The sequence below is a fragment of the Pseudomonas sp. P5_A12 genome (assembly GCF_056400685.1).
Genome location: NZ_JBFUKU010000406.1, coordinates 1 through 3,797 on the forward strand (window position 1 = coordinate 1; position 3,797 = coordinate 3,797).

Annotated in this window: 4 protein-coding genes; 1 reads left to right on the top strand and 3 read right to left on the bottom strand. The window is 62.1% G+C overall.

What is annotated here, in order from left to right; all coding sequences use genetic code 11:
* Positions 1–267 (top strand): DUF6124 family protein (locus AC1DSG_RS28845; protein ID WP_477793920.1); only part of this gene is annotated, 267 nt, incomplete at its 5' end.
* 117 nt (positions 268–384) lie between these two features.
* On the opposite strand, the gene AC1DSG_RS28850 is transcribed toward AC1DSG_RS28845, so the two are convergent.
* The 3 genes from AC1DSG_RS28850 to AC1DSG_RS28860 form a co-directional block, all read right to left on the bottom strand.
* Positions 385–1,944, bottom strand: coding sequence for an amino acid permease (locus AC1DSG_RS28850; RefSeq protein ID WP_477793921.1), 1,560 nt, complete (start codon positions 1,942–1,944; stop codon positions 385–387).
* A gap of 137 nt (positions 1,945–2,081) precedes the next feature.
* The gene (locus AC1DSG_RS28855; protein ID WP_477793922.1) at positions 2,082–3,242 is read right to left on the bottom strand and encodes an iron-containing alcohol dehydrogenase; all 1,161 of its coding nucleotides are present in this window, start codon (positions 3,240–3,242) and stop codon (positions 2,082–2,084) included.
* Between the two features lie 3 nt (positions 3,243–3,245).
* A partial coding sequence (locus AC1DSG_RS28860) for an aldehyde dehydrogenase family protein (protein ID WP_477793923.1) occupies positions 3,246–3,797 on the bottom strand: 552 nt, incomplete at its 5' end.

Here is a 3,797-nt window from a genome sequence, read left to right on the forward strand (position 1 = left end):
CTCAACTTCCACTTCCCGTCGAATGCGGACATCAAAGCCACGAAGCGAACCCGCAGTACGCTGTTTTCCTTGGACCCAGAAGCCACTGCCGAAACCCTGGCGGTTTTTTTGGTCGAGACGCTGGCGTCGGTCGATGTGATGGTCCATCAGTTGGTGGATCATCTGGAGGGTGAGTCGCGCTATGCCTTGCTGGGCATTTCCAACAGCATCATGGTGGCGGAGATCACGGCGAACGGGGTGCTGGATAAAGTTGAGCCATCCGTGTAATCGCTGTCCTGTGGTGAGGGAGCAAGCTCCCTCATCAGTTACGCAATTTCTGCGTCAACGCAATTTTTGTAGCAGCAGGCTCCRCAAGCTGCTACAGGTTGCGTACAGCGATCCGCATCAAACGCGTTTATCCAACGCCGCCTCAGCCGCCGCAATTTGCGCCTGGCGCTGAGCAATCACATCGCCCACCGGTGGCCCCTGAAAGCGTCGCGCTTCAAAGCCGAACCAGACAATCGCCGTCAGCACCAGGAAACCGATGGTGATGTACAGCGCCCAATCATTCGGTGGCTGGATGCCGATGATGAAGATGATCACCATCGAGAGGACAGAGAGCAGGGCAAACACGGTGTACCAGAAGCGCCCCATGTTCCACGGTCCCATGGTCGGCCACTTCGCGGTCCCGAAGGTGAACAGGCCGAGCACGATGGGGATGACGAAGGAGAAGAACAGGAAGATCACCGTGCAGGACACGACGATGGTGTAGACCGGCGTTTCGCCGATCGAGATCACCGACGAGCCCCAGACGAACAGAACGGCGAGGGTGGCGCCGGTCCAGATCGCTGCCACAGGGCTGCGAAAGGTTGGTGAGACCGAGGCCAGCGCTTTGGAGCAGGGCAGGCCGCCGTCACGGGAGAAAGCGAAGATCATGCGTGAAACCGAGGTCACGGTCGCCAGCCCGCAGAGAAACTGCGAGATGAAAATCGCTACGTACAACGCGAGCTTCAGGGTTGGGTTGACCTGCGTGTCCATCGCCCAGAAGAACACGGTCCAGCCATGTGACGCGGCTTCGTCCATGTTGGGCAGCATCAGCACAAACGAGCTGAGCATCACCCAGCCGAAGAGCAACGACCAGACCACCGACATGACCATGCCGCGCGGCACGGACATGGCGGCATTGCGCGTCTCTTCCGAGGTGTGCGCAGAGGCGTCATAGCCGGTGATGGTGTAGATCGGCAACAGCAGGCCGAGCATGAAAATCCAGCCGTTCGACACCTGGGGCCAGACGCTGCCACCCGCCTCGCCGGAGTAGTTGCTGAAGGTCCACAACCGGGCGAACTCATAACTGGGTGCCGAGATCAGGCAGACGATGGTCAGCGCCAGCGCCGTGGCGAAAATCAGGTAGCCGGAGAAGTCGGTGAGCTTGGCGGTCAGGCCGATGCCCAAGTGGTTGCACAAGGCCTGAAGTCCCGTCAGCACCGCGAGGAAAATCACCCGGACCGTGGTCGTATCTTCCATGCCCAGCGCCGGGCCAAAGGCACCAAAGAAGAAGTAATAAGTGCCGACGTTGATCGCCCCCAACACGGTGACCAACCCCAACAGGTTGAACCACGCGGTCAGCCAGCCGGTGAAGCGGTTGCCGAGAATTGAGCCCCAGTGATACAGCCCGCCAGCGGTGGGATACGCGGAAGAAATCTGCGCCATGGCCATGGCGAACACCCCGGAGATCAGGCAGCCGATTGGCCAACCGATGCCGATGGAGGCGCCGCCTGCGCCGGAGGTGCCCTGGGCAAGGGAGTTGATGCCCCCAGAGAGGATGCAGATGATTGAAAAGGAAATCGCAAAGTTGGAGAAAACGCCCATTCGTCGCGACAGCTGCTGGGCGTAGCCCATGCTGTGCAGCGCCTTGACGTCATCGTCATGCGCCGCGTCGGCGCCGGGCTGGCTTGCTGGATTCATGTTGTGTGTGCCCCATCAGGTTTTGATACGCATCCATCCGGAAGGCCGGACGGGCTGGCTTTCAACCCCTTGTCGTACTGCTCCTGTCTCCAACCGCTACAACCTGCCCGTGCGCTGAGCACTGACAGTCAATTGCTCTACAGGCGGCCGTGAAACGCCGCGTCGAAAATCTCTGCCGCACCGGCCTTTGTCAGTGGCAGCGGATTACCGCCGGCAGAGGGGTCGACAACGGCCATGTCCGCGATCAGGTCGGCCTGTTGGTCATCCACCCCCAGTTGCACCAGCGTGTGCGGCACGCCGATGTCTTTGCGCAGTTTGAGGATGAAGGCGAGGAAACTGTCGAAGCCGGGGGAGGGCAGGCGCAAATACGCAGCCAGGCGCGTGATGCGTTCCTCGATGGCCGGGCGATTGAATTTCAGGACGTAGGGCATGAAAGTCGCGTTGGTCATGCCGTGATGGGTGTCGTACAGCGCGCCCACCGGATGCGAAAGGGCATGCATCCCGCCGAGTCCTTTTTGGAATGCGGTGGCGCCCATCGCCGCCGCCGCGAGCATGTGCGCGCGCGCATCAAGGTCGGACGGCGTGTGCACGGCGCGCACCAGTGCGTTGGCCACCAGGCGTATGCCTTCCACGGCGATGCCGTCGGCCAGTGGGTGGAAACCGGGGGCGCAGTAGGCTTCCAGGCAATGGGCCAAGGCGTCCATGCCGGTGCCAGCGGTGACTTTGGCCGGCATGCCGACGCTCAGGGCCGGGTCGCTGATCACCACACGCGGCATCATTTTCGGGTGGAAGATGATGCGTTTGGTGTGGGTGGCCTCGTCGATGATCACCGCTGCACGGCCCACTTCCGACCCCGTGCCCGCTGTGGTCGGCACGGCAATGACCGGGGCGATCCGGCTTTCATCGGCACGGGTCCAGTAGTCGCCGATGTCTTCGAAATCCCAGACCGGACGCGTCTGACCGCTCATGAAGGCGATGAGCTTGCCCATGTCCAGGCCGCTGCCGCCACCGAAAGCAATCACGCCATCGTGGTTGCCCGCACGCCAGGCGTCGAGGCCGCCGGCAAGGTTGGCTTCGACCGGGTTGGGCTTGAGGTCGCAAAACAATTCGACGCCCAGGCCGGCAGCGCGTAGGGCTTCCAGGGTGGCGATGGTCATCGGCGCACGCGCCAGGCCACTGTCAGTGACCAGCAGCGGACGCTCGATGCCCTGGCTGCGGCAGGTGTCGGCGAGTTCGGCGATGCGGCCGACACCAAAGCGGATGCTTGTAGGGTAATTCCAGTTCGCGGTCAGGCTCATGGCTCAGATCTCGTGGCGCAAATGGAAGGATTTGGCGCGGGTCAGGTGTTCATAACCGAGGCGCGACAGGGTGACGCCGCGCCCGCTGTTTTTTACCCCGGTCCAGGCCAGGGCCGGGTCGAGGTAGTCGCAGCGGTTCATGAATACAGTACCGGTGTCGATGTCATTGCCCAGGCGTTCGGCGGCGGCCAGGTCCTGGGTCCAGATGGAGGCGCTGAGCCCGAACTCGCTGTCATTCATCAAGGCGAGGGCTACGTCGTCGTCTTCCACCGGCATGATGCCGACCACGGGGCCAAAGCTTTCCTCGCGCATGACTGACATTTGATGAGTGACGTCGACCAGCACTTGCGGCGCGAGGTAGGCGCTGCCCGCTACATCAGCGGGAAATGCCTGGGGTTCAATCAGTGCCGTTGCACCTTGGGCCAGCGCTGCGGCGATCTGACCACGTACGAAATCAGCGGCAGCCGGGGTGACCATGGGGCCGAGCGTGGTGGCTTCGTCCAGTGGATTGCCGAGCACGTATTGACGGGTCAGGGCAGCGAAACGCTCGATGAA

Coding starts and splice junctions, on each gene's coding strand:
- AC1DSG_RS28850 (WP_477793921.1), bottom strand. CDS start 1,944: ATGAATCCAGCAAGCCAGCCCGGCGCCGACGCGGCGCATGACGATGAC.
- AC1DSG_RS28855 (WP_477793922.1), bottom strand. CDS start 3,242: ATGAGCCTGACCGCGAACTGGAATTACCCTACAAGCATCCGCTTTGGT.